Annotated in this window: 19 protein-coding genes; 16 read left to right on the top strand and 3 right to left on the bottom strand. The window is 67.6% G+C overall.

The genetic code is table 11. From position 1 onward, the window contains the following. Positions 1-102: 102 nt before the first annotated feature. Positions 103-1,095, bottom strand: a complete 993-nt coding sequence (locus HW466_RS20950; RefSeq protein ID WP_059544900.1) for a fumarylacetoacetate hydrolase family protein — start codon at positions 1,093-1,095, stop codon at positions 103-105. A gap of 126 nt (positions 1,096-1,221) precedes the next feature. Between HW466_RS20950 and HW466_RS20945 the strand changes: the two genes are divergently transcribed. The 5 genes from HW466_RS20945 to metH all read left to right on the top strand — a co-directional run bounded on the left by HW466_RS20945 (position 1,222) and on the right by metH (position 8,021). Next, the gene (locus HW466_RS20945) at positions 1,222-2,097 is read left to right on the top strand and encodes an IclR family transcriptional regulator (protein ID WP_060346122.1); all 876 of its coding nucleotides are present in this window, start codon (positions 1,222-1,224) and stop codon (positions 2,095-2,097) included. A gap of 117 nt (positions 2,098-2,214) precedes the next feature. After that, the gene (locus HW466_RS20940) at positions 2,215-3,513 is read left to right on the top strand and encodes a DUF3108 domain-containing protein (protein ID WP_174905948.1); all 1,299 of its coding nucleotides are present in this window, start codon (positions 2,215-2,217) and stop codon (positions 3,511-3,513) included. A 244-nt stretch (positions 3,514-3,757) separates the two neighbouring features. After that, positions 3,758-4,015 (top strand): BTH_I0359 family protein, encoded by a 258-nt coding sequence (locus HW466_RS20935; RefSeq protein ID WP_006477667.1) that lies wholly within the window; start codon positions 3,758-3,760, stop codon positions 4,013-4,015. Between the two features lie 177 nt (positions 4,016-4,192). After that, positions 4,193-5,260 (top strand): homocysteine S-methyltransferase family protein, encoded by a 1,068-nt coding sequence (locus HW466_RS20930; protein ID WP_059451558.1) that lies wholly within the window; start codon positions 4,193-4,195, stop codon positions 5,258-5,260. 43 nt (positions 5,261-5,303) lie between these two features. Then, positions 5,304-8,021 (top strand): methionine synthase, encoded by a 2,718-nt coding sequence (metH, locus tag HW466_RS20925; protein WP_059507835.1) that lies wholly within the window; start codon positions 5,304-5,306, stop codon positions 8,019-8,021. A gap of 119 nt (positions 8,022-8,140) precedes the next feature. Here the strand turns inward: metH and HW466_RS20920 are convergent, their stop codons facing one another. Next, positions 8,141-8,464, bottom strand: a complete 324-nt coding sequence (locus HW466_RS20920) for a DUF1840 domain-containing protein (RefSeq protein WP_059451560.1) — start codon at positions 8,462-8,464, stop codon at positions 8,141-8,143. 200 nt (positions 8,465-8,664) lie between these two features. Between HW466_RS20920 and argS the strand changes: the two genes are divergently transcribed. The 6 genes from argS (at position 8,665) to HW466_RS20890 (ending at position 16,862) form a co-directional block, all read left to right on the top strand. After that, on the top strand, positions 8,665-10,446 hold the full coding sequence (gene argS / locus HW466_RS20915; protein WP_059451561.1) for an arginine--tRNA ligase: 1,782 nt from the start codon (positions 8,665-8,667) through the stop codon (positions 10,444-10,446). Between the two features lie 107 nt (positions 10,447-10,553). Further along, a complete protein-coding gene (locus tag HW466_RS20910; RefSeq protein WP_174905947.1) occupies positions 10,554-11,444 on the top strand; it encodes an SPOR domain-containing protein in 891 nt (296 codons plus the stop codon). A 69-nt stretch (positions 11,445-11,513) separates the two neighbouring features. After that, positions 11,514-12,155: a thiol:disulfide interchange protein DsbA/DsbL gene (locus HW466_RS20905; RefSeq protein WP_060346126.1), complete on the top strand. Its 642-nt coding sequence runs from the start codon at positions 11,514-11,516 to the stop codon at positions 12,153-12,155. A 19-nt stretch (positions 12,156-12,174) separates the two neighbouring features. Next, entirely contained in the window at positions 12,175-12,948 is a 774-nt protein-coding gene (locus HW466_RS20900) for an SDR family oxidoreductase (RefSeq protein WP_059451564.1), read from the top strand. Positions 12,949-13,435: 487 nt separating this feature from the next. Next, positions 13,436-15,034, top strand: a complete 1,599-nt coding sequence (locus tag HW466_RS20895; protein WP_151006778.1) for an ABC transporter substrate-binding protein — start codon at positions 13,436-13,438, stop codon at positions 15,032-15,034. A gap of 187 nt (positions 15,035-15,221) precedes the next feature. Beyond that, a complete protein-coding gene (locus HW466_RS20890) occupies positions 15,222-16,862 on the top strand; it encodes an ABC-F family ATP-binding cassette domain-containing protein (RefSeq protein ID WP_174905946.1) in 1,641 nt (546 codons plus the stop codon). A 16-nt stretch (positions 16,863-16,878) separates the two neighbouring features. Here HW466_RS20890 and HW466_RS20885 read toward each other — a convergent pair whose 3' ends face one another. Next, entirely contained in the window at positions 16,879-17,958 is a 1,080-nt protein-coding gene (locus tag HW466_RS20885) for an MBL fold metallo-hydrolase (RefSeq protein WP_151006178.1), read from the bottom strand. Between the two features lie 373 nt (positions 17,959-18,331). Here HW466_RS20885 and aceK point away from each other — a divergent pair, with 373 nt between their 5' ends. From aceK to HW466_RS20860, 5 genes are all read left to right on the top strand, one after another. Continuing rightward, positions 18,332-20,152, top strand: coding sequence for a bifunctional isocitrate dehydrogenase kinase/phosphatase (gene aceK / locus HW466_RS20880; RefSeq protein ID WP_059507840.1), 1,821 nt, complete (start codon positions 18,332-18,334; stop codon positions 20,150-20,152). A 55-nt stretch (positions 20,153-20,207) separates the two neighbouring features. Continuing rightward, positions 20,208-20,975: a carbonate dehydratase gene (gene can, locus HW466_RS20875; protein ID WP_059507885.1), complete on the top strand. Its 768-nt coding sequence runs from the start codon at positions 20,208-20,210 to the stop codon at positions 20,973-20,975. A gap of 100 nt (positions 20,976-21,075) precedes the next feature. Beyond that, a complete protein-coding gene (locus HW466_RS20870) occupies positions 21,076-21,753 on the top strand; it encodes an SDR family oxidoreductase (protein ID WP_059507841.1) in 678 nt (225 codons plus the stop codon). 39 nt (positions 21,754-21,792) lie between these two features. After that, positions 21,793-22,230, top strand: coding sequence for a YchJ family protein (locus HW466_RS20865; protein ID WP_151006488.1), 438 nt, complete (start codon positions 21,793-21,795; stop codon positions 22,228-22,230). 107 nt (positions 22,231-22,337) lie between these two features. Then, positions 22,338-23,597, top strand: a complete 1,260-nt coding sequence (locus tag HW466_RS20860; protein ID WP_151006487.1) for a dienelactone hydrolase family protein — start codon at positions 22,338-22,340, stop codon at positions 23,595-23,597. The last annotated feature ends 194 nt before the right edge of the window (positions 23,598-23,791 follow it).

Raw genomic sequence — 23,791 nt, 5'->3', positions numbered from 1 at the left:
ATTCGACGTTTGAAACGCCTGAATCGAGTGTAGCCAAGCCCGCGCGGCCAAACATCGGGCGAAACCCGGCGCGCGGGCCGCGGCCGGGCTTCGCGCCGGCGTTCAGGCCGCGCCGTCGGGCGGCGCGACGGCCTGCTCGATCGCGCCGAAGATCGACTTGCCGGCCGCGTCGAACATCTCGATGCGCACGGTGTCGCCGTAGCGCATGAATTCGGTCTGCGGCGCGCCGTGCTCGATCGTCTCGAGGCAACGCTTCTCGGCGATGCAGCAGTAGCCGCGCTTCGCGTCCTTGTTCGACACCGTGCCCGAGCCGATGATCGAGCCGGCACGCAGGTTGCGCGTCTTCGCCGCGTGCGCGATCAACTGGCCGAAGTGGAAGACCATGTCGGTGCCCGCATCGGGCTGGCCAACCTTCTTGCCGTTCCAGTGGACGATCATCGGCCGGTGCACGCGGCCTTCGCGCCATTCGTCGCCGAGTTCGTCGAGCGTCACCGCGACCGGCGCGAACGCGGTGGCGGGCTTGCTCTGGAAGAAACCGAAGCCCTTCGCGAGCTCCGCCGGAATCAGGTTGCGCAGCGACACGTCGTTCACGAGCGTGACGAGCCGCACGGCCTTCAGCGCGTCGTCGGGCGATGCGCTCATCGGCACGTCGCCGGTGATCACCGCGACTTCGGCCTCGAAATCGATGCCCCACTCCTCGGACGGGCACACGATGTCGTCGCGCGCGCCGAGGAAATCGTCGCTGCCGCCCTGGTACATCAACGGATCGGTCCAGAACTCGGGCGGCATCTCGGCACCGCGCGCGCGGCGCACGAGCTCGACGTGATTCACGTACGCGGAGCCGTCGGCCCACTGGAACGCGCGCGGCAGCGGCGCCATGCAGTTCGCCGGGTCGAACGCGAACGCGTTGCGTGCGCGGCCGTGGTTCAGCGCGTCGTACAGGTCGCGCAGTTGCGGCGCGTAGAACGCCCAGTCGTCGAGGACGCGCTGCAGCGTCGGTGCGATCGCATCGGCGATCGCCGCGGTGTGCAGGTCGCGCGACACGACGATCAGCTGGCCGTCGCGCGTGCCGTCCTTCAGCGATGCAAGTTTCATGGGGTATCTGCCGTTGTAGTGACGATGGAGGGAATCTATTTTACGATGGTGAATCCGTGCGGCGCGCCACGATCGTGCACGCCGCTTTCGTCCCGACCCTTGCCGCCTTGTCGCGCCCCGTTGCCCATGCCCGCCAGCCCGCTTCCCGACGACGATCTCGCCGATTCCGACACCGACGACACCGGCTCCGGCGAGCACGGCGAAGGCGGCGAGAAGGTTCGCTCCGGCATCCAGTCGATCGAGGTCGGCTTCCGCCTGCTCGACGTGCTGACGAGCGAGCCGCGCGCGATGATGCTGCGCGATCTCGCGCAGCGCGCGGGCATGAGCCCCGCGAAGGCGCACCGCTACCTGGTCAGCTTCTCGCGGCTCGGCGTCGTGTCGCAGGATCCCGTGTCGGGCCGCTACGAACTCGGCGGCTTCGCGCTGCAGATGGGTCTCGCGCGGCTCGCACGCGTGGACGGCGTGAAGCTCGCGCGGATCGCGCTGACCGAACTGCGCGACCGCGTCGACCAGACGGTCGGCATCGCGGTGTGGGGCAATCAAGGGCCGACGATCGTGCACTGGATGGAGTCGAGCCATCCGGCGAAGGCGTCGCTGAAGCTCGGCGACGTGATGCCGCTGCTCGGCTCCGCGACGGGCCTGCTGTTCGCCGCGTATCTGCCGCGCAGCAAGACCGCGGCGATGCTCGAACGCGAGCTCGCCGATACGCGCCGCTCGCCGCATCATGGCGGGCCGCGCACGCTCGACGAGGTCGAGGCGGTGCTCGCCGACGTGCGCGCGCATCAGGCCGCGCGCGTCGAAGGGATGCTGCTGCCGACGATCCATGCGTTCTGCATGCCGGTGTTCGATGCGGTCGGCGAACTCGCGCTCGCGATCGTCGCGCTCGGCCAGGAAGGCACGTTCGACATCGCGTGGGGCGGCGAGATCGACACCGCGCTGCGCGCGTGCGCGCAGAAACTGTCTTACGAACTCGGCTATAGTCCGGTCGCACGCGACGCCTGATACGCAACGCGTGCGACACCGGCGCGATGTATCGCGAACGCGCGGCGCATCCGGCGGTCCGAACGCTGTGACGCGCGCCATGCGCCACGACCGCCTCAACCCTGCTCCGTTTCGCCGATGCCGCCTGCCGACACCCGTCCTCGCCACGCCCTGCCCCGCCACTGGCTGCGCGTGGGCGTCGCGCTCGTCGTCGTGCTGGTGCTGCACGCGCTCGCGGCGTTGTGGCTGACGCACAGCCGCGACGCGTTCACGCCGCCCGCGCCCGCCGAGATACCGGTGCAGATCGAACTGCTCAAGCCGCAGCCGATCGAGCGCGCGCCCGCGCCGAAGCCGGCCGAACCACCCGCCAAACAACCGGCCAAGCCGGCCGCGGCCGCACCGAAGCCCGCGGCAAAGCCCGCGCCGTCGCCCGAGCCGGTTCTCACGTCGACGCAGACGGATGAACGCGGCGAACCGCCGCAGGCCGCGTCCGCTGCCTCCGCTGCCTCCGCAGCCTCCGCCGCGAGCGGCGCGGCAGGCGCATCCGGCACGCACGCGGCATCGGCGGGCGATGCCGGCGGTGCCGCGACGCCGGGCCCCGCGACGAGCGGCGTGAAGTTCGCGGCGCCGCCGCCCGGCGACCTTCAGTACGACACGTTCTACAACGGGATGCAGAACATGATCGGCACGATCCACTGGCGCACCGACGGCCGCACCTACGACCTGTCGGTGTCCATGCCCGTGCCGTTCGTCGGCCCGTTCAGCTATCGCAGCGAAGGCCGCATCGACGCATTCGGCATCGCGCCCGACCGCTATGTCGAAAAGCGCGGCAAGCGCCCCGAGGACATCGCGATCTTCAACCGCGAGAGCCACCAGGTCGTGTTCACGCGCACGCCGAACAACGCGCCGCTGCCCGACGGCGTGCAGGACCGCTTCAGCATGCTGATGCAATTGTCGGGGCTCGTGCGCGGCAATCCGTCCGCGTACAAGCCGGGCGTCACGCAGCAGTTCTTCGTGATCGACAACAACAGCGGCGAGACCTGGCCGATCACGGTGATCGGCGACGAAGACGTGCAGACGCAGGCCGGCAGCGTCCGCGCCCGCCACTTCATGCGGCTGCCGCGCCGCGACGGCGACACGCGCCGCATCGACATGTGGCTCGCGCCGTCGCTCGGCTGGCTGCCCGCGCGGCTCGTACAATCGGAGCCGAACGGCGCGCAGATCGAGCTGCTGTGGCACGGCCCGCTCGCGCCGCCGGGCGCGCCTGCCGTTGGCGCGACACAACGCGCGACGAGCGAGGACGCAACGAACGCGCCTGCCGGCATACCGGCCGCCTCCGCACCGGCCGCGGAGCCTGCACAATCCGCGCCGCCGCCCGCCGGACAGGCGCCCGCGCCGGCGGCTGCACCGCCGGCATCGTCGCGCACCGCGCCGTGACGATCGCTCGATCGGCAATTTCGACCGATTAAAGGTCTGGCCGAAATGGCCGATGACACTCTTTAACAACTATTTCAGTGCACGGGATCACAATAAGAAACGTTTGAGAGATATCGGCTTCTAACCGATACACCCCACGCAAAAGGGAGAACGGGGTGTGCAGCGCAAGCCCCTTGAAACCGGCAAGGTCTGCCCCACCTACGGGACAACAAGGCCAGATGCCACTGCGAAGAGGAGTGCCGCCATGCAAATGATCTACAACAGCCCCAACTACTGCGTCGTCGAATTCGCGCCGCAGGCCGGCCACCATCTGATGAATGCCGGCGGATACGAAATCGTCGACAAGAACGCGCAGCGCGAGATCTTCATCGACGGCGAGCTCGCCGAGCGATTCCGCGCACACGTGAAGCAACTGATCGAGGATGAGCCGTCGCTCGACGAAGTGGACGAATTCCTCGGACAGTTCGACAGCCTGATGATGATGCCCGTCGTCCTGCACTGACGATCCGCGGCCCGGCGCATTGCCGGGCCGTTCGCCGCGTTCGGGCGGCGCCGCGAGCACTCCGATCCAAGCCCCCGTCCGGTTCGCCGGGCGGGGGTTTTCGTTTGGTGCGGGCCGGGCGGCGCCCCGGCGCACCGGCTACAATGACGGTTTTTCCGTCTTCGCCGCCCTTCCGCCATGTCCGCGACTCCTCTCGCCGCTTCCGCCCCGCTCGACGCGCGCTACACGCGCGGCGCCGACCTGCCCGCGCTGCTGAAATCGCGCATCCTGATCCTCGACGGCGCGATGGGCACGATGATCCAGCGCTACAAGCTCGACGAGGCCGCATATCGCGGCGAGCGTTTCAAGGATTTCCCGCGCGACATCAAGGGCAACAACGAGCTGCTGTCGCTCACGCAGCCGCAGATCATCAGCGAGATCCATGACCAGTACTTCGCGGCCGGCGCGGACATCGTCGAAACCAACACGTTCGGCGCGACGACGGTCGCGCAGGCCGACTATGGGATGGAAGACCTCGTCGTCGAGATGAACGTCGAATCGGCGCGGCTCGCGCGCGCATCGGCCGAGCGCCATGCGACGCCCGGCAAGCCGCGCTTCGTCGCCGGCGCGATCGGGCCGACGCCGAAGACGGCGAGCATCTCGCCGGACGTCAACGACCCGGGCGCGCGCAACGTCACGTTCGACGAGCTGCGCGACGCGTATTACCAGCAGGCGAAGGCGCTGCTCGACGGCGGCGTCGACCTGTTCCTCGTCGAGACGATCTTCGACACGCTGAACGCAAAGGCCGCGCTCTTCGCGCTCGACGAGCTGTTCGAGAACACCGGCGAGCGCCTGCCGATCATGATCTCGGGCACCGTGACCGACGCGTCGGGCCGCATCCTGTCGGGCCAGACGGTCGAGGCGTTCTGGAATTCGCTGCGCCACGCGAAGCCGCTCACGTTCGGCCTGAACTGCGCGCTCGGCGCGGCGCTGATGCGCCCGTACATCGCCGAGCTCGCGAAGCTGTGCGACACCTACGTGTCGTGCTACCCGAACGCCGGCCTGCCGAACCCGATGAGCGACACCGGCTTCGACGAGACGCCGGACGTCACGTCGGGCCTCTTGAAGGAATTCGCGCAGGCCGGGCTCGTGAATCTCGCGGGCGGCTGCTGCGGCACGACGCCCGAGCACATCGCCGAGATCGCGAAGGCGCTCGCCGACGTGAAACCGCGCCGCTGGCCGAGCCAGTACAGCGACGCCGCCTGACCCGAACGCATCAACGCCCTACCTCACACGAATTCGCACCGCCATGACCGATCACATGATGCGCCTTGCCGGCCTCGAGCCGTTCAACGTCACGTCCGGGACGCTCTTCATCAACGTCGGTGAACGCACCAACGTCACCGGCTCGAAGGCCTTCGCGCGAATGATCCTCAACGGCCAGTTCGACGAGGCGCTCGCCGTCGCGCGCCAGCAGGTCGAGAACGGCGCGCAGGTGATCGACATCAACATGGACGAGGCGATGCTCGACTCGAAGGCGGCGATGGTGCGCTTCCTGAACCTGATCGCATCCGAGCCGGACATCGCGCGCGTGCCGATCATGATCGACTCGTCGAAGTGGGAAGTGATCGAAGCGGGCCTCAAGTGCGTGCAGGGCAAGGCGATCGTGAACTCGATCTCGCTGAAGGAAGGCGAGGACGCGTTCCGCCACCACGCGAACCTGATCCGCCGCTACGGCGCGGCCGCGGTCGTGATGGCATTCGACGAGAAAGGCCAGGCCGACACGTACGAGCGCAAGATCGAAATCTGCAAGCGCTCGTACGACTTCCTCGTGAACGAAGTCGGCTTCCCGCCGGAAGACATCATCTTCGACCCGAACATCTTCGCGGTCGCGACCGGCATCGAGGAACACAACAACTACGCGGTCGACTTCATCGAGGCGACCCGCTGGATCAAGCAGAACCTGCCGTACGCGAAGGTGAGCGGCGGCGTGTCGAACGTGTCGTTCTCGTTCCGCGGCAACGACCCGGTGCGCGAGGCGATCCACACCGTGTTCCTGTACCACGCGATCCAGGCGGGCATGGACATGGGCATCGTGAACGCGGGCCAGCTCGGCGTGTACGCCGATCTCGACCCGGAGCTGCGCGAGCGCGTGGAGGACGTGATCCTGAACCGCCGCGACGATTCCACCGACCGCCTGCTCGAGATCGCCGACAAGTTCAAGACGGGCGCCGCGAAGAAGGAAGAGAACCTCGAGTGGCGCAACCAGCCGGTCGAGAAGCGCCTCGCGCATGCGCTCGTGCACGGCATCACGAACTTCATCGTCGAAGATACGGAAGAAGCGCGCGCGGCCATCGCCGCGGCGGGCGGCCGCCCGATCAACGTGATCGAAGGCCCGCTGATGGACGGCATGAACATCGTCGGCGACCTGTTCGGCCAGGGCAAGATGTTCCTGCCGCAGGTCGTGAAGTCCGCGCGCGTGATGAAGCAGGCGGTCGCGCACCTGATTCCGTTCATCGAGGAAGAGAAGCGGCTGCTCGCGGAAGCGGGCGGCGACGTGCGCGCGAAGGGCAAGATCGTCATCGCGACCGTGAAGGGCGACGTGCACGACATCGGCAAGAACATCGTGTCGGTCGTGCTCCAGTGCAACAACTTCGAAGTGGTCAACATGGGCGTGATGGTCCCGTGCAACGAGATCCTCGCGAAGGCGAAGGTCGAGGGCGCGGACATCATCGGGCTGTCGGGCCTCATCACGCCGAGCCTCGAGGAAATGGCGTACGTCGCGTCCGAGATGCAGCGCGACGACTATTTCCGCGTGAAGAAGATTCCGCTCCTGATCGGCGGCGCGACGACCTCGCGCGTGCACACGGCCGTGAAGATCGCGCCGCACTACGAAGGCCCGGTCGTCTACGTGCCGGACGCTTCACGCTCGGTGTCGGTCGCGTCGAACCTGCTGTCGGACGAAGGCGCGGCGAAGTATCTCGACGAACTGAAGTCCGATTACGAACGCATTCGCGACCAGCACGCGAACCGCAAGGCACAGCCGATGGTCACGCTCGCCGAAGCGCGCGCGAACAAGACGAAGATCGACTGGGCGGGCTACCGGCCCGTGAAGCCGAAGTTCATCGGCCGCCGCGTGTTCAGGAACTACGACCTGAACGAGCTCGCGAACTACATCGACTGGGGCCCGTTCTTCCAGACCTGGGACCTCGCGGGCCCGTACCCGGCGATCCTGAACGACGAGATCGTCGGCGAATCGGCGCGGCGCGTGTTCTCCGACGCGAAGTCGATGCTCGCGCGCCTGATCCAGGGCCGCTGGCTGACCGCGAACGGCGTGATCTCGCTGCTGCCGGCGAACACGGTCAACGACGACGACATCGAGATCTACACCGACGAGTCGCGCTCGGAAGTGCTGATGACCTGGCGCAACCTGCGCCAGCAGAGCGTGCGTCCGGTGGTCGACGGCGTGATGCGCCCGAACCGCTCGCTCGCCGACTTCATCGCGCCGAAGGAATCGGGCGTCGCCGACTACATCGGGATGTTCGCGGTGACGGCCGGCCTCGGCGTCGACGTGAAGGAAAAGCAGTTCGAAGCCGACCACGACGACTACAGCGCGATCATGCTGAAGGCGCTCGCCGACCGCTTCGCGGAAGCGTTCGCCGAGGCGATGCACGCGCGCGTGCGGCGCGAATTGTGGGGCTATGCGAGCGGCGAGACGCTCGACAACGATGCGCTGATCGCCGAAAAGTACGCGGGCATCCGCCCGGCGCCCGGCTACCCGGCGTGCCCCGACCATCTGGTGAAGCGCGACATGTTCGCCGCGCTGCATGCGGACGAGATCGGCATGAGCGTGACCGATTCGCTCGCGATGCTGCCGGCGGCCAGCGTGTCGGGTTTCTATCTCGCGCATCCCGACAGCACGTATTTCTCGGTCGGGAAAATCGGTCAGGATCAGCTCGAGGATTACGCGCAGCGCATGGCCCTGTCGCTCGACGACGCGCGCCGCGCACTCGCGCCGCAACTCTGAGCGACACGCGACCGGGGCGGCCTCGCCGCCTTTTGATCAGACGAATAAAAAGCCCGCATCGCGCGGGCTTTTTCTTGCCTGACCCATCCTGCGGTCGGTAGCGGCCGGGGCAACGAAGCTCAGAAGCCCCAGTGCACGTCGGCCTCGGCGGCCTTCGCTTCGCGCAGCATCGCGAGGAACGGCGCCACGCGCTGCGCCAGGCTCGGCGGCACTTCGTGGTGCGCGTGATCGGCTTCGTCCTCGTGGAAATGGCCGGCGTGCTCGGCGCGCTCCTGCTTCGCCTGCGCGACCGCGCCCTCCAGCTTCGCAATCGCGTGGTCCAGTTCGTCGTGCGTAATGACACCGCGTTCGCCCAGCTGCTTGCCGACGAGGCCCAGCACGTATACGGCGAAATCCTTCAGCACGTCGAGATCCTGTGCCGCCTTGCTCTTGAACGTAATCATGACAATTCCCTTTTCATCTTGTTGTGCCTGCGCGGCGCGGTTGGGGCACGCCGGCTGGCCGGCGTCCGGCCTCGCGGACGCGGGGCGCCTGAGCGGCATATTAGCACCTGTTAAAATTCTGCGATCCCTGAAACGCGCGCTTAAAAAGCGCGCCGGCCGGCCGGCGTTTCCGGCCGCCACCAACGAAGCCTTCTACCAGCATGCTGCCAGCTCACAAACAGACCCTCGAAGCCCTGCTCGCGGATAGCGTCACGCAGGTCGCACACGCGCTGAAAGGCGCCGACGCGGCATTCGTCACCCCGGCCATCACGCTGGAGCGCCCGAAGGTCGCCGCGCACGGCGACGTCGCGTGCAACGTCGCGATGCAGCTCGCCAAGCCGCTCGGCACGAACCCGCGCCAGCTCGCCGAGAAGATCGTCGCCGCGCTCACGGCCCAGCCGGCCGCGCAAGGGCTCGTCGACGCGGCCGAAATCGCCGGCCCCGGCTTCATCAACCTGCGCCTGACGGCAGCCGCGAAACAGGCGGTGATCGCCGCGGTGTTCGAGCAGGGCCGCGCGTTCGGCACGTCCGATCGCGAGAAGGGCAAGCAGGTGCTGCTCGAATTCGTGTCGGCCAACCCGACCGGCCCGCTGCACGTCGGCCACGGCCGCCAGGCGGCGCTCGGCGACGTGCTCGCGAACGTGATCGCGAGCCAGGGCTACGCGGTGCATCGCGAGTTCTACTACAACGACGCCGGCGTGCAGATCGGCAACCTCGCGATCTCGACGCAGGCGCGCGCGCGCGGCCTGAAGCCGGGCGACGCGGGCTGGCCGGAAGCCGCGTACAACGGCGAATACATCGCCGACATCGCGCGCGACTACCTGAACCGCGAGACGGTCGCCGCGAAGGACGGCGAGCCGGTCACCGGCGCCGGCGACATCGACGATCTCGACGCGATCCGCAAGTTCGCGGTCGCATACCTGCGTCACGAGCAGGACATGGACCTGCAGGCGTTCGGCGTGAAATTCGACCAGTACTACCTCGAGTCGTCGCTGTACAGCGAAGGCCGGGTCGAGAAGACGGTCGACGCGCTGATCAAGGCCGGCATGACCTACGAGCAGGACGGCGCGTTGTGGCTGCGCACGACCGACGAAGGCGACGACAAGGATCGCGTGATGCGCAAGACGGACGGCACGTACACGTACTTCGTGCCGGACGTTGCCTACCACGTGACGAAATGGGAGCGCGGCTTCACGAAGGTCATCAACATCCAGGGCTCCGATCACCACGGCACGATCGCGCGCGTGCGCGCGGGCCTGCAGGGCCTGCACATCGGCATCCCGAAGGGCTATCCCGACTACGTGCTGCACAAGATGGTCACCGTGATGCGCGACGGCCAGGAAGTGAAGCTGTCCAAGCGCGCGGGCAGCTACGTGACGGTGCGCGACCTGATCGAATGGTCGGGCGGCGCGGCACCGGGCCAGGAAGCGGCACCCGACCTGATCGACGAGGCCACCATCACGCGCGGCCGCGACGCGGTGCGTTTCTTCCTGATCTCCCGCAAGGCCGACACCGAATTCGTGTTCGACATCGACCTCGCGCTGAAACAGAACGACGAGAACCCGGTCTATTACGTCCAGTACGCGCATGCGCGGATCTGCTCGGTGCTCAACGAACTGAAGTCGCGCTACAACGTCGAGGTCGCGCAACTGCCGGGCGCCGACCTGTCGCAGCTCACGAGCCCGCAGGCCGTGTCGCTGATGCAGAAGCTCGCCGAGTATCCGGACATGCTCACGCACGCGGCGAACGAACTGGCGCCGCACGCGGTCGCGTTCTACCTGCGCGATCTCGCTGGTGAATTCCACTCGTTCTACAATGCGGAGCGCGTGCTGGTGGACGACGAAGCACCGCGCAATGCGCGCGCCGCGCTGCTCGCCGCGACCCGGCAGGTGCTGGAGAACGGTCTGGCGATGCTCGGCGTGTCCGCGCCCGCCAAGATGTAAGCGGCCCGAGCCGGGCTGCGAATGGCCGCGGCAGCGCCCGTCGCCGGATGCCCGGCACCGGGTGCCCGCCGGCCTCTTCACGATTCTTTTTGCAGGTGACTCAAGCAATGGCACAACCACGCCGCACTTCGAAGCAATCGAAACAAACCGGAGGGACATTTCTGGGAATCGTGCTGGGCCTGATCGTCGGCCTCGCGATCGCCGTGGTCGTGGCGCTCTACATCACGCGCTCGCCGTCGCCGTTCGTGTCGAAGGTCGCGCCGCCGCCGGCCGACAACGGCGCGAGCCAGCCGCAGCAGTTCGACCCGAACCGCGCGCTGCAGGGCAAGACGCCCGGCCAGCCGGTGCCGCAGGCCGCGCAGCCCGCGCCGCCGAACACCGCGCCGGGCCAGGCCGCGAACCAGACCCAGGGCGGCCTGCTGCCCGAGCCGCAGATCGTCGAAGTGCCGCCGTCGGGCAGCTCGAACGGCACGACCGGCTCGAGCAACACCACCGCGTCGAACAATGCGTCGTCGGGCAACGGCGTCGCGGTCGCGCCGAAGCCGGCCGACAACCCGCCGCCGAAGAAGACGCAGCAGGCGCAGCAACAGCAGCAAGGCGGCGAGGACGACCTCGCGCGCTTCGCCGCGCAGAAGCAGGCGCAGCAGGCTGCCGCGCAGAAGCAGCAGCAGCAACAGCAACTGGCCGCGAACACGCCGAAGCCGGCGCCGTCCGCGACATCCTCCGCGGCAGCGAAGCCGCCGACCGCGAACGACGCGAACACCGGCTACTTCCTGCAGGTCGGCGCGTACAAGACGGAAGGCGACGCCGAGCAGCAGCGCGCGCGCCTGGGCTTCCAGGGCTTCGAGTCGAAGGTGTCGAAGCGCGATGTCAGCGGCGTGACCTATTTCCGCGTGCGCGTCGGCCCGTTCTCGAAGTTCGAGGATATGAACTCGGCCCGTCAGCGCCTGTCCGATGCAGGTGTCGACACGGCGGTGATCCGTTTCACGAAGCAGTAAGCAACCGGCCGCGCCCACGCAGAACCCGTTACGTTTCGTAACCCGAGCAACTGATTCGACGTCCACAACATGAAAAAACTGCTTAGCACGCTCCTTCTGTCCCTTGGCCTGGCCGCAGCCGGCTTCGCCCAGGCAACGCCTGCCGCACAGGTGTCCAGCAAGGACTTCGAGGTGATGAAGTCGCCGCAGCCGGTGTCCGCGCCGGCCGGCAAGGTCGAGGTCATCGAGTTCTTCTGGTACGGCTGCCCGCACTGCTACGAATTCGAGCCGACGATCGAGGCCTGGGTGAAGAAGCAGGGCAACAACATCGACTTCAAGCGCGTGCCGGTCGCGTTCCGCGACGATTTCGTCCCGCACTCGAAGCTGTTCTACGCGGTGTCGGCGCTCGGCATCTCGGAGAAGGTCACGCCCGCGATCTTCAATGCGATCCACAAGCAGAAGAACTACTTGCTGACGCCGCAGGCGCAGGCCGACTTCCTGGCGACGCAAGGCATCGACAAGAAGCAGTTCATGGACGCGTACAACTCGTTCAGCGTGCAGGGCCAGGTGAAGCAGTCGGCCGAGCTGCTGAAGAACTACGCGATCGACGGCGTGCCGACGGTCGTCGTCCAGGGCAAGTACAAGACGGGCCCGGCTTACACGAACAGCATCCCGGGTACCGCGCAGGTGCTCGATTACCTCGTGAAGCAGGTCCAGGACAAGAAGCTCTGATCCCCGCGTGCGCGCCGGCATGACTACTCCGCTGAAGGTCTTCATCACCGGCGCGTCGAGCGGCCTCGGCCTCGCGATGGCCGAGGAATACGCCCGCCAGGGCGCCACGCTCGCACTCGTCGCGCGCCGCACCGAGGCCCTCGATGCGTTCGCGCGACGTTTTCCCAAGCTTTCCGTCTCCGTCTATCGCGCCGACGTACGCGATGCCGACGCGCTCGCCACGGCCGCCGCGTCGTTCATCGCCGCGCACGGCTGCCCCGACGTCGTGATCGCGAACGCGGGCATCAGCCAGGGCGCCGTCACCGGACAGGGCGACCTCGCCGCGTTCCGCGACGTGATGGACATCAATTACTACGGGATGGTCGCGACGTTCGAGCCGTTCGTCGGGCCGATGACCGCCGCGCGCCACGGCACGCTGGTCGGCGTCGCGAGCGTCGCCGGCGTGCGCGGCCTGCCCGGTTCCGGCGCGTACAGCGCGTCCAAATCGGCCGCGATCAAGTATCTCGAGGCGCTGCGCGTCGAGCTGCGCCCGGCCGGCGTCGGTGTCGTGACGATCGCGCCCGGCTACATCCGCACGCCGATGACCGCGCACAACCCGTACCGGATGCCGTTCCTGATGGACGCCGACCGCTTCGCGGCCCGCGCCGCGCGGGCGATCGCCCGGCAGCACGCGTTTCGCGTGATTCCGTGGCAGATGGGCGTCGTCGCGAAGGTGCTGCACGTGCTGCCGCGCTGGCTGTACGATCGCCTGTTCGAAAAGGCGCCGCGCAAGCCGAAGGCCGGCGCGCACTGAGCGCATCGGGCGTCCGGCGGGTTCGTCGCGACGCTCGCGCCGGGCCGGCGGGGCGTCGCGGTTCGATGGCCACGCGGCGGGCGGTGCTCTTCGCGTTCTCGGCCTTCTCCGCCTTCTCCGCCTTCTCCGCTTCTTCCGCTTCTTCCGCTTCTTCCGCTTCTTCCGCTTCTTCCGCTTCCCCCGCTTCCCCCGCTTCAGTCGATCCACCGAATGCGCGGCGATTCAACTCGATCTGCGCTCCCCCACCATCGCCACGACCGCCCGCCGTTCGCCGCCGCGCCCGCCTCGTCTCTCCGCCGCCTCGCCGCCCCAACATGCATTCCGTCGCGAACGCAGCCTTTTTTCGCTCAATTCACCGGCTCCGGCGCCTTTTTTCACGCGCCGCACGCTTTGCCGGTATGCTATTCGCCAGCCGCGCCGGCCTGCCGTCAGGCCGCGCCCGCATTCCGACACCCGGCAAAAAATCACAAGTCACATGGGAGAACCTATGCAGGTCAAGCTGTTCGCCGCGGCCGCGCTCGCCGTCGCCACCCTCGCCGCTCCCGGCTTCGCGGCCGCCAAGCCGCTCACCGTCTGCACGGAATCGAGCCCGGACGGCTTCGACGTCGTGCAGTACAACTCGCTCGTCACGACCAACGCATCGGCAGACGTGATCTTCAACACGCTCGTGTCGTACGACGAAGCCGCGAAGAAAGTCGTGCCCGCGCTCGCGGACAAATGGGAAGCCAGCGCCGACGGCCTCACGTACACGTTCCACCTGCGCCCGAACGTCGCGTTCCAGACCACCGACTACTTCAAGCCGAGCCGCCCGCTGAACGCGGACGACGTCGTGTTCACGTTCTCGCGGATGCTCGACGACGCGAACCCGTGGCACAAGGTGGCCGGCGCGAGCGGCTTCCCGCACGCGCAGTCGATGGGCCTCGTGAAGCTCGTGAAGTCGGTCACGAAGGTCGACGACGGCACGGTGAAGTTCGTGCTGAACGAGCCGAACGCGACGTTCGTGCCGATCCTGACGATGGGCTTCGCGTCGATCTACTCGGCCGAATATGCGGACCAGCTGTTCAAGGCCGGCAAGCAGGCCGACCTGAACGCGAAGCCGGTCGGCACCGGCCCGTTCGTGCTGAAGAGCTACACGAAGGATGCGCTGATCCGCTACGACGTGAATCCGGCCTACTGGGGCGCAAAGCCGAAGGTCGACCGCCTGATCTACGCGATCACGCCCGATCCGTCGGTGCGCATGCAGAAGGTGAAGGCCGGCGAATGCCAGATCGCGCTGTCGCCGAAGCCGCAGGACGTGCTCGCCGCGAAGGGCGAGAGCGCGCTGAAGGTCGTGCAGACGCCCGCGTTCATGACCGCTTTCGTCGCGCTGAACACGCAGAAGAAGCCGCTCGACAACGACAAGGTGCGCGAGGCGCTGAACCTCGCGTTCGATCGCGCGACCTACCTGAAGGTCGTGTTCGACAACACGGCGACGGCCGCGAACAATCCGTATCCGCCGAACACGTGGAGCTACGCGAAGGACGTGACGCCGTATGCGTACGATCCCGCGAAGGCGAAGCAGTTGCTGGCGCAGGCCGGTTTCCCGAACGGCTTCTCGACGACGATCTGGACGCGCCCGACGGGCAGCGTGCTGAACCCGAACCCGAAGGCCGGCGCGGAGCTGCTGCAGGCCGACCTCGCGAAGATCGGCGTGAAGGCCGAGGTGAAGGTGATCGAATGGGGCGAGCTGATCAAGCAGGCGAAGCTCGGCCAGCATGACATGCTGTTCATGGGCTGGGCCGGCGACAACGGCGATCCGGACAACTATCTGTCGCCGCTGTTCAGCTGCAACGCGGTGAAATCGGGCATCAACTTCGCGCGCTTCTGCGACGCGCAGCTCGACAAGCTGATCGCCGACGGCAAGTCGACCGCCGACCAGGCCCGGCGCGCGAAGCTGTACGAATCCGCGCAGAAGATCATCCACGACCAGGCGCTGTGGATTCCGCTCGGCTACCCGACCGCGGCCGCGCTCACGCGCGCGAACGTGAGCGGCTATCGCGTCAGCCCGTTCGGCCGCCAGAACTTCGCGGCGGTCACGGTGCAGTAACCGCGCGGCGCGCAGGCGACGGTGCGCTCGCCCGTCGCTTGCGGCCCGCGCGCCGCGCTTGCTACACTGCGCGCTCATTCCTCATACCGGACGCCAGCCAAAGTGAACAACTAAGCCTTCCCAAAAATGTCGTCGCCGCCGTGCCATGCACGCCGCGCGAAGGTTTCACGCATTTTCGGAGGTGCTTATGGCTGCTGCCACGCCGACCGGCGCGCTCGTCGCGCTTCATCACGTTTCTTTCCGCTTCGACGACGGCGTCACGCTGTTCGATTCACTCGACCTTTCCATCGACCGCACGCCGACGGGCATCGTCGGCCGCAACGGCGTCGGCAAGAGCCTGCTCGCGCAACTGATCGCGGGCCGGCGCGCGCCGAGCACGGGCACGATCGACCGGCACACGCCGGTCGTCTACGTCGCGCAGCAGCACGACGACGCGCCGGCCGGCACGCGGACCGTCGCGCACATCGCCGCGCTCGACGCGCCGCTCGCGGCCCTTGCGCGCCTCGCGGACGGGCGCGCGACGCCACACGACTTCGAGCTGATCGGCGATCGCTGGGACCTGGCCGAGCGGCTGCGCACGGCGCTCGACGCGGCCGGCCTGCACGACGTGCGCGCCGACACACCGGCGCATGCGTTGAGCGGCGGCCAGATGGCGCGCGTCGCGCTGATCGGTGCGCTGCTGTCGGATGCCGGGTTGCTCGTGCTCGACGAACCGACCAACCATCTCGATGCGCCGGGCCGTGCATGGCTGTGCGGTGCGCTCGACGGCTGGCGCGGCGGTGTCGTGATCGTCAGTCATGACCGCGCGCTGCTCGCGCACGTGCAACGCATCGTCGAGGTGACGCCGCACGGCGTCCGCGCGTACGGCGGCAACTACGCGCTGTATCGCGCGCAACGCGATGCGCAACACGATGCCGCGCAGGCCGCGCTCGAGCATGCGCGCACCGAGCGCGGGCGCGTGCGGCGCCGGCTCGAACAGGCGCACGACACGATCCAGCGTCACGCGGCCGGCTCGCTGCGCGACGCGAAGACGGCCAATCTGTCATCGGGCGCGAAGCAGCGTCGCAAGGCGGCCGCGCGCAACGTCATGGGGCAGGTTCGTCGCGACCAGCTCGCGTTCAAGGCGACGCTCGACGAGCGCGTGCAGCAGGCCGCCGCGCGCGTCGAAGCCAACGCGCCGGTGCTCGTGTCGTTGCCGGGCACCGAGGTCAGCGCGCGTCGTCAGCTCTTCACGCTCGAGCGCGCGCAATTGCCGTGGCGCGCCGCGGGTCGCACGGACGCGCTCACATGGTCGGCCAGCGGCCCCGTGCGCATCGCGCTGACGGGCCCGAACGGCTGCGGAAAGTCGACGCTGCTGCGCATGCTCGCCGGCGAAATCGCGCCGCGCGCCGGTACGTGCACGACGCACGTGAGCGCCGCGTACCTCGACCAGCGGCTCGCGCTGCTCGATCCCGCACGCTCGATCGTCGAGCAGTTGGTGAGCCTCGATACGCCGCTCGCCGAAGGCGACCTGCGCAGCCGGCTCGCGCTGCTGCAGCTCGATGCCGCGCGCGCAACGCAGCCGGTGCACCGGCTGAGCGGCGGCGAACGGCTGAAGGCCGCGCTCGCGTGTGCGTTGTGGCGCGGCACGCCCGCGCAGTTGCTGCTGCTCGACGAGCCGACCAATCATCTCGATCTCGAATCGGTGCGCGCGATCGAAGCCGCCCTGGCCGGCCTTCCGGGCGCGCTCGTGGTCGCGTCGCACGACGCCGCGTTTCTCGCGGCGCTCGCACCGACGCACACGATGCAATGGCAACGCGACGGGTGGCGATACGAACCCGTCACGTGACGGCGACGACGCGCGTTCAGCGCGACGAGCGAAAGCGCAGCACGCCGTCGTCGCCCTGCTCGCGCACGAGCTCGCCCGCGAGCCAGAGCAGGTTCAGGTGCGCGAGCGCCTCGCCGAGCGCGAAGGTCATCTGATGAATGTCGAGCTCGCGACGGCGGAACATGATCGGGACGATGTCGGCCGCGCTCGCCGGCTTCTCCGCGCACGCGACACGCACTTCGTCGAGCCGCGCGTCGTGGTGCGCGCGCAGTTGCGCGATGCGCGTGCGCACGCCGCGGAACGGCTTGCCGTGCGACGGCAGCACGAGCGTATCGGGCGCCATCGTCTCGTAGCGGCCGAGCGATTCCAGATACAGCGCGAGCGGATTCGCCTCCGGCTCGAGATCGAACACGGACACGTTGGTCGAGATGCGCGGCAGCACCATGTCGCCGGAGATCAGCACGCCGTCCGCTTCGCTGTGGAGCGCGCAATGTTCAGGCGAATGACCGTAGCCGGTGACGACGCGCCACGTGCGCGCGCCGATCGTCACCGCGTCGCCTTCGCGCAGGCGCCGGTAGCGCGGCGGCACCGCCGGCACGAGGTCCGAGTAGTAGCTGCGGCGGTTGCGCAGCTTCTCGAGCGCGGCCGGATCGATGAGGCCGTGGCGCGCGAAATGATCGGCCGCGGCCGCGCCGCCGGCGTTCGAACCGTTGCCGGCCGCCATCAGGCATCCGAACATGTATTCACCGAGCGTCATCCACAGCCGCACGTTCCAGCGACCCTTGTCGCCGCCTTCGCAGAGCCAGTTCGCGAGGCCGAAGTGATCGGGATGGCAATGCGTGACGAGCACGCGCAGCACCGGCAGCCCGTCGAGATGCGTGTCGAAGATTCGTTCCCAGTGCGTACGAATCGCGTCCGACGAGATCCCGCAATCGACGATCGTCCAGCCGGCCTGCCCGTCGATCTCGTCGCGCAGCAGCCAGAGGTTGATGTGATCCAGCGAAAACGGCAGCGGCATGCGCAGCCAGCGCACGCCCGGCGCGACCTCGAAGGTGTCGCCCGCGGCGGGCAGCGTGTCGGCGAACGGATAGTCGAGTTGGTGTTCCAGTGCGTTCATCGGTGGGGTGTCTCGTCGTTATCAGGGCAAATGCCGAAGCAAATGCAGGGGCAAATGCGGCGGCGAATGCGGGTGCCGCTGCGGGCGCGAATGCGGGGCAGGCGCGCGCGGGCCGCATGCCGCGGCGGGCATCGCATCGATTCTATCGCCGTCGCGCGAAACGCGTGCCGGCGCGCGCCGGACGGGCAAAAAAAGTTCGCGCCAGAATCGATTCCGTACCCGTATCTTTACGCGAAGATGCAACGAACGGCCTGTAACGGCGAACAACCCGCGCATTGACGGCGCTCGGCGCCCGCTTCCGAAAATCATTGAAACGCCGACTTGAGCGCTAAAATGGCGGGTGCTTACAGTCCCTCGAACGAGCCTGCACGCGATGAATCACTTCCCCAAACTGCTGTCGTCGCAGATCGGTTTCGACGTCGCGCAGACGATGCTCGAATACTTCGACCGCCATTACCGGATCTTCCGGGAAGCCGCCGTCGACGCGAAGACGCTATTCGAGCGCACCGACTGGCACGGCCTGCAGCGGCTGGCGCGCGAGCGGATCACGTCCTACGACGAGCGCGTGAAGGAATGTGTCGAGGTGCTGGAGGACGAATACGACGCGGAGAACATCGACGACGAAGTGTGGCAGCAGATCAAGCTGCACTACATCGGCCTGCTCACGTCGCACCGCCAGCCCGAATGCGCGGAGACGTTCTTCAATTCGGTGTGCTGCAAGATCCTGCACCGCTCGTATTTCAGCAACGATTTCATTTTCGTGCGCCCCGCGATCTCGACCGAATACCTCGAGAACGACGAGCCGGCCGCGAAGCCGACCTATCGCGCGTATTACCCGGGCACCGACGGGCTCGCGGCCACGCTCGAGCGCATCGTCACGAACTTCCAGCTCGAGCCGCCGTTCGAGGATCTCACGCGCGACATCGGCTGCGTGATGCAGGCGATCACCGACGAATTCGGCCAGTTCGATGCCGCGGCGAATTTCCAGATCCACGTGCTGTCGTCGCTCTTCTTTCGCAACAAGAGCGCGTACATCATCGGCCGCATCATCAACGCCGACCGCGTGCTGCCGTTCGCGGTGCCGATCCGCCACGTGCGTGCGGGCCTGCTCGCGCTCGACACCGTGCTGCTGCGCCGCGACCAGCTGCAGATCATCTTCAGCTTCTCGCATTCGTATTTCCTCGTCGACATGGGCGTGCCGTCCGCGTACGTGGACTTCCTCTGCACGATCATGCCGGGCAAGCCGAAGGCCGAGATCTACACGTCGGTCGGCCTGCAGAAGCAGGGCAAGAACCTGTTCTATCGCGACCTGCTGCATCATCTGTCGCATTCGAGCGATCGCTTCATCATCGCGCCGGGCATCAAGGGCCTCGTGATGCTCGTGTTCACGCTGCCGTCGTTCCCGTACGTGTTCAAGATCATCAAGGATCACTTCCCGCCGCCGAAGGAAACGACGCGCGCGCAGATCATGGAGAAGTACCAGCTGGTGAAGCGCCACGACCGCCTCGGGCGGATGGCCGACACGCTCGAGTATTCGAGCGTCGCGCTGCCGCTGTCGCGGCTCGACCATGCGCTCGTGCGCGAACTCGAGAAGGAAGTGCCGTCGCTGCTCGAATACGAGGACGACAATCTCGTGATCAAGCACCTGTACATCGAGCGCCGGATGACGCCGCTCAACCTGTATCTGCAGAACGGCAGCGACGCGGACATCGAGCACGGCGTGAAGGAATACGGCAACGCGGTGAAGGAGCTGATGAAGGCCAACATCTTCCCGGGCGACATGCTGTACAAGAATTTCGGCGTCACGCGTCACGGCCGCGTCGTGTTCTACGACTACGACGAGATCGAGTACCTGACCGACTGCAACGTGCGGCGCGTGCCGCCGCCGCGCAACGAGGAAGACGAACTGTCGGGCGAGCCGTGGTACACCGTCGGCCCGCACGACATCTTTCCGGAAACCTACGGACCGTTCCTGCTCGGCGATCCGCGCGTGCGCTCGGTCTTCATGAAACATCACGCGGACTTTTTCGAACCCGCGCTTTGGCAGGAAAGCAAGGACAAGCTGCTGCAGGGCGAGTTGCCCGATTTTTTCCCGTACGACGCGTCGCTGCGCTTCAGCGTGCGCTACCCTGCGCGCTTCGGTGCGAAGCCGGACGCCGGCGACGACGCAGGCGACGCGCAGCGCGCGGCCTGACGCACGGCCGGATCCGATCGAATCGAACCGCTTTCCGCCAACGGAATCCACACCGATGAATACCCAAGACAATCCGCTTTCGCATCTGTTCGACAACAACGACGCGTGGGTCCAGCGCCAGCTCGCCGACGATCCGGAATTCTTCGCGCGCCTTGCCGACCAGCAAGCGCCGGAATATCTGTGGATCGGCTGCTCGGATTCGCGCGTGCCGGCGAACCAGATCATCGGCCTGCCGCCGGGCGAGGTGTTCGTGCACCGCAACATCGCGAACGTCGTCGTCCATAGCGACCTGAACTGCCTTTCGGTGATCCAGTTCGCCGTCGACATCCTGCGCGTGAAGCACATCATGGTCGTCGGCCACTATGGCTGCTCGGGCGTGAACGCGGCGCTTCACAACCGCCGCGTCGGGCTCGCGGACAACTGGCTGCATCACGTGCAGGACGTGCGCGAACGCCACGCTGCGCTGCTCGACGAATGGCCGGTCGGCGAAGCGCGGTACCGCCGCCTGATCGAGCTGAACGCGATCGAGCAGGTCGTCAACGTGTGCCGCACGACGATCGTCAACGACGCGTGGGCGCGCGGCCAGTCGCTCACCGTGCACGGGCTCGTGTACGGGGTGCACGACGGGCGGATGCGTAACCTCGGGATGTCCGTGTCGAACTTCGACGCGCTGGATGCCACCTACAAGCGCTGCGTCGCGGCGCTCACGGCGCGCGGCCAGCATGCGCCCGACAACGACATGGTCGCGGCCGATGCCGCGCACCTCGACGGCGTCGCGCAGGCGGTCGTCGATACGCTGAAGCCGTGCGGCGACGCCAAGTAAGCCCGCACTCTCGTTGCGCGGCGCCCGGCCGCGACGGCCCTCGAAATGACCTGACACCGGCACCGCCGCGACGGCGGTGCATTGCGAAGGAGCGGCGAACATGAAAACCGTATTGATCGTCGGCGCATCGCGCGGCCTCGGACGCGAATTCGTCCGGCAATACCGGCGCGACGGCTGGAACGTGATCGCGACCGCGCGCGACGACGCGTCGCTCGCCGCGCTGCGCGGACTCGGCGCGCACGCGCACGCGCTCGACATCGCGCGGCCGGAACAGATCGCGGCGCTCGGCTGGCAGCTCGACGGCGAACGGCTCGACGCGGCCGTGCTCGTGTCGGGCGTGTACGGGCCGCGCACCGAAGGCGTCGAAACCATCGGCGCCGAGGATTTCGACACGGTCATGCATACGAACGTGCGCGGCCCGATGCAGCTGCTGCCGATCCTGCTGCCGCTCGTCGAAGACGCGCGCGGCGTGCTGGCTGTCGTCTCGAGCCGCATGGGCAGCATCGCCGAGGCGACCGGCACGACCGGCTGGCTGTATCGCGCGAGCAAGGCGGCGCTCAATGACGTGCTGCGCATCGCGTCGCTGCAGACGCGCCACGCCGCATGCATCTCGCTGCATCCCGGCTGGGTACGCACCGACATGGGCGGCGCGCAGGCCGCGATCGATCCGGAAACCAGCGTGACCGGCATGCGCCGCGTGATCGCGGAAGCCGGCGCGGACGTGTCGCAGGCCAACGGCCGTTTCTTCCAGTACGACGGCGTCGAGCTCAGCTGGTAAGCCGGCATCACAACCCGGCGTCGTTAATTCACGATTCGCATGATTTTGAACCGACCTGACGCGTGCCCGTGCGGCGGCGCGTCCCCCGCACCTGCCGGCAAAGCCCCGGCGCCGCGCTACGCGGCGTGCTGCGGCCGCTTCATCGATGGCGGCGACGCCGCGCCCAGCGCGCTCGAGTTGATGCGCTCGCGGTACAGCGCGTACGTACTCGGCGCGACCGACTATCTGCGCGCGACCTGGGACGCGCGCACCTGCCCCGCCGATCTCGATGCGGACCCGAATGCGCCCGACGCGCCGCGCTGGCTCGGCCTCGCGATCAAGCGCCACGCAGTGCTCGACGAACGGCATGCGGAGGTCGAATTCGTGGCCCGCTACAAGGTCGGCGGACGTGCCTACCGGCTTCACGAGACGAGCCGCTTCACCCGTGACGAGCACGGTTTCTGGCGCTATGTCGACGGCGAAGTAAGTGAACGCTGACAAATAGTTGCCATGTCAGACGCCGGGTAATTCCCGCATTGCACAACCTGAATTTGTCGGGCTAGGATGGCCGTCAGATTGGTCATGTTGCATGGCAGGGCTTACGAATGGCGTTCAGCAAGGTATTGGTGGGATGGATGGCGGCCTGTGCGCTGTCGGCCGCTCAGGCCGATGCGCTGCCGAACGCAAACGCCGGCCCGGCCGCGGCCGGCGGCTCGCTCGCCCACGCCGAGCGCTTCGACTACGGCGATTCGGGCCTTCCGCAAGTCGCCGCGAACCTCAACGAACAAATCGTCAGCATTCCGGCCGATGCGTCGGGCTCGGTGATGCTCGAGGCCACGCTGTTCAAGCCGAACGGCCCCGGCCCCTTCCCGCTCGTCGTCTTCAACCACGGCAAGAACACCGGTGACCTGCATCAGCAGCCGCGCAGCCGGCCGCTCGCGTTCGCGCGCGAATTCGTGCGCCGCGGTTATGCGGTGATCGCGCCGAACCGGCAGGGCTTCGCCGGGTCGGGCGGCACGTATCAGCAGGAAGGCTGCAACGTCGGCAAGAACGGCCTCACGCAGGCCGCCGACGTCGACGCGACGGTCCGCTACATGTCGCGTCAGTCGTACATCGATGCATCGCGCATCGTCGTCGCGGGCACGTCGCACGGCGGCCTCGTGTCGGTCGCGTACGGCACCGAAGCGGCACCCGGCGTGCGCGGCATCATCAACTTCTCCGGCGGGCTGCGTCAGGATCTCTGCGACGGCTGGCAACGCAATCTCGTCGATGCGTTCGACCAGTACGGCGCGCATACGGCCGTCCGTTCGCTGTGGCTGTACGGCGACAACGATTCGGTGTGGACGCCCGCGCTCGTCGCGCAGATGCACGACGCGTACGTGTCGCACGGCACGCAGGCGCAGTTCGTCGATTTCGGCCGCTACAAGGACGATGCGCACCGGCTGATCGTCGATCGCGATGGCGTGCCCGTGTGGTGGCCGGCCGTGAATGCGTTCCTCGCGGAACTGAACCTGCCGACCTCGGTACGCTACGCGGTCGCGAACCCGCACGAACCGACTGCGACCGGCTATGCCTCGATCGATGCGGTCGACGCGGTGCCGTTCCTCGACGATGCGGGCCGCGAAGGCTATCGCCGCTTCCTGAGCCAGCATCCGAGCCGTGCGTTCGCCGTGTCCGCCGAAGGCGCATGGTCGTGGGCCGAAGGCGGCGACGATCCGATGGCGCTCGCGCTGGACAACTGCTCGAAGCAGGGTGCGGGCGCATGCCGGCTGTATGCGGTCAACGATCGCGTCGTGTGGAACGCGAACGCGACGCAGACGGCCGACGACGGCAACGCCGGCTCGCGCGCGCTGGCGTCGCGCTGACGCGCGACGCGCGCGGTTCCCGGAGTGGCGCGATACGCGCCTGCCTTTCTTCCCTTCTCCGTTTCATGAACGTGCGCGCGGCCCGCGACGCTGTTCGCACGCCCGCGCGCGCGGCTGCTTGAGCCGCGCCGCGAACAGCGCACCGCCCGCGACGCCCGCCGGATCGTTATCCGGCCTCTTCCGAATCTCGCCCG

Origin of the sequence: Burkholderia territorii (assembly GCF_902833055.1) — a bacterium.
Taxonomy (GTDB): Bacteria; Pseudomonadota; Gammaproteobacteria; order Burkholderiales; family Burkholderiaceae; genus Burkholderia; species Burkholderia territorii.
The sequence above is the reverse complement of the archived record's forward strand: the minus strand, read 5'-3'. Positions and strand labels throughout refer to the sequence as shown.

Excerpts from the sequence above, each read along its gene's own strand:
- HW466_RS20950 (WP_059544900.1), bottom strand. The coding sequence starts at position 1,095 with ATGAAACTTGCATCGCTGAAGGACGGCACGCGCGACGGCCAGCTGATC.
- HW466_RS20945 (WP_060346122.1), top strand. The coding sequence starts at position 1,222 with ATGCCCGCCAGCCCGCTTCCCGACGACGATCTCGCCGATTCCGACACC.
- HW466_RS20940 (WP_174905948.1), top strand. The coding sequence starts at position 2,215 with ATGCCGCCTGCCGACACCCGTCCTCGCCACGCCCTGCCCCGCCACTGG.
- HW466_RS20935 (WP_006477667.1), top strand. The coding sequence starts at position 3,758 with ATGCAAATGATCTACAACAGCCCCAACTACTGCGTCGTCGAATTCGCG.
- HW466_RS20930 (WP_059451558.1), top strand. The coding sequence starts at position 4,193 with ATGTCCGCGACTCCTCTCGCCGCTTCCGCCCCGCTCGACGCGCGCTAC.
- metH (WP_059507835.1), top strand. The coding sequence starts at position 5,304 with ATGACCGATCACATGATGCGCCTTGCCGGCCTCGAGCCGTTCAACGTC.
- HW466_RS20920 (WP_059451560.1), bottom strand. The coding sequence starts at position 8,464 with ATGATTACGTTCAAGAGCAAGGCGGCACAGGATCTCGACGTGCTGAAG.
- argS (WP_059451561.1), top strand. The coding sequence starts at position 8,665 with ATGCTGCCAGCTCACAAACAGACCCTCGAAGCCCTGCTCGCGGATAGC.
- HW466_RS20910 (WP_174905947.1), top strand. The coding sequence starts at position 10,554 with ATGGCACAACCACGCCGCACTTCGAAGCAATCGAAACAAACCGGAGGG.
- HW466_RS20905 (WP_060346126.1), top strand. The coding sequence starts at position 11,514 with ATGAAAAAACTGCTTAGCACGCTCCTTCTGTCCCTTGGCCTGGCCGCA.
- HW466_RS20900 (WP_059451564.1), top strand. The coding sequence starts at position 12,175 with ATGACTACTCCGCTGAAGGTCTTCATCACCGGCGCGTCGAGCGGCCTC.
- HW466_RS20895 (WP_151006778.1), top strand. The coding sequence starts at position 13,436 with ATGCAGGTCAAGCTGTTCGCCGCGGCCGCGCTCGCCGTCGCCACCCTC.
- HW466_RS20890 (WP_174905946.1), top strand. The coding sequence starts at position 15,222 with ATGGCTGCTGCCACGCCGACCGGCGCGCTCGTCGCGCTTCATCACGTT.
- HW466_RS20885 (WP_151006178.1), bottom strand. The coding sequence starts at position 17,958 with ATGAACGCACTGGAACACCAACTCGACTATCCGTTCGCCGACACGCTG.
- aceK (WP_059507840.1), top strand. The coding sequence starts at position 18,332 with ATGAATCACTTCCCCAAACTGCTGTCGTCGCAGATCGGTTTCGACGTC.
- can (WP_059507885.1), top strand. The coding sequence starts at position 20,208 with ATGAATACCCAAGACAATCCGCTTTCGCATCTGTTCGACAACAACGAC.
- HW466_RS20870 (WP_059507841.1), top strand. The coding sequence starts at position 21,076 with ATGAAAACCGTATTGATCGTCGGCGCATCGCGCGGCCTCGGACGCGAA.
- HW466_RS20865 (WP_151006488.1), top strand. The coding sequence starts at position 21,793 with ATGATTTTGAACCGACCTGACGCGTGCCCGTGCGGCGGCGCGTCCCCC.
- HW466_RS20860 (WP_151006487.1), top strand. The coding sequence starts at position 22,338 with ATGGCGTTCAGCAAGGTATTGGTGGGATGGATGGCGGCCTGTGCGCTG.